The organism is Sphaerisporangium sp. NPDC005288, from assembly GCF_040607475.1.
GTDB lineage: Bacteria > Actinomycetota > Actinomycetes > Streptosporangiales > Streptosporangiaceae > Sphaerisporangium > Sphaerisporangium rhizosphaerae.
Genome location: NZ_JBEXGT010000118.1, coordinates 1 through 1,275 on the forward strand (window position 1 = coordinate 1; position 1,275 = coordinate 1,275).

General features: G+C 67.5%; 1 protein-coding gene. It reads left to right on the forward strand.

Features of this window, described 5'->3' with window-relative positions; genetic code table 11:
- Window positions 1-118: 118 nt before the first annotated feature.
- Window positions 119-1,237 carry an IS630 family transposase gene (locus ABZU32_RS40940; protein ID WP_354932188.1) on the forward strand — a complete coding sequence of 373 codons (1,119 nt, stop codon included), beginning with the start codon at window positions 119-121 and terminating at the stop codon, window positions 1,235-1,237.
- Window positions 1,238-1,275: the final 38 nt, after the last annotated feature.

A 1,275-nucleotide genomic window follows, 5' to 3' on the forward strand; every position in this document is an offset into this window, starting at 1 on the left:
CTAGTGCGGTGTCCACATACGTTCGCCGGGGTGCGACACGCCGTACGGGTTGCGAGCGTTTGATCGCGTTTGCCTCCACTGTCGGTACCAGGAATCGGTGCCGACGGCAGGAGGAGCGATGGCCGAGCCGGTGCGAGCACGGCGATTAACCGATCACGAGGGTCAGACGCTGCAACGGCTGGTACGGCGTGGCAAGCACGGTTCTATCCGGGTCCGGCGCGCGTTGATCATCATGGCCTCCTCCAGTGGGACCACGGTGAGTGCGATCGCACAGTTGGTGGCCGCCGATGAGGACACCGTGCGTGATGTCATCCACGCTTTCAACGACAAAGGTCTTGATGCGCTGGACCCTAAGTGGGCGGGTGGCCGTCCCCGCCTGATCACCGGCGATGATGAGGCCTTCATCGTCGCGACGGCCCTGACGCGCCCGGAGAAGCTGGCCCGCCCCTTCACTCGTTGGAGCCTGCGCAAACTGGCCGCCTACCTGGCCGGCAACCCCACCCGCGTGGTCACCGTCGGGCGGGAGCGGCTGCGGCAACTCCTGCACCGCAACAAGGTCTCCTTCCAGCGCACCCGCACCTGGAAGGAGTCCACCGACCCTGCCCGGGAGGCCAAGCTGGACCGGATCGAGGAGGTCACCAGCCGGTTCCCGGGCCGGTGTTTCGCCTTCGACCAGTTCGGGCCGTTGTCGATCCGGCCCTGCCACGGCAGCGCATGGGCGCGAGAGGGGAAGGTCGACCGGCTGCCGGCCACCTACCGGCGCACCCACGGCATCCGCTACTTCCACGGCTGCTACAGCCTGGGTGACGATCAGCTGTGGGGCATCACCCGCACCCGCAAGGGCGCCGACCACACCCTGGCCGCCTTCAAGACGATCCGAGCCGCCCGCCCGGACGGCGCTCCCATCTACGTCATCTGCGACAACCTGTCGGCCAACAAGACTCCTGCGATCCGCGCCTGGGCCGCGGCCAACAAGGTCGAGTTGTGCCTGACACCGACCTACGCCTCCTGGGCCAATCCCATCGAGGCCCAGTTCGGACCACTACGCAGCTTCGTGATGGGCAACTCCGACCATCCCAACCACACGGTCCTGGCCCGCAAGCTGCAGGCCTACCTGCGCTGGCGCAACGCCAATGCCCGCCACCCCGACCTCCTGGCCGCCCAGCGACGCGAACGCGCCCGCATCCGCAGCGAGAAACAACGCCGCTGGGGACGACCCGCCAACCAGGCCGCCTGATCAACCAACCCGGCGAACGTTCATGGACACCGCACTAG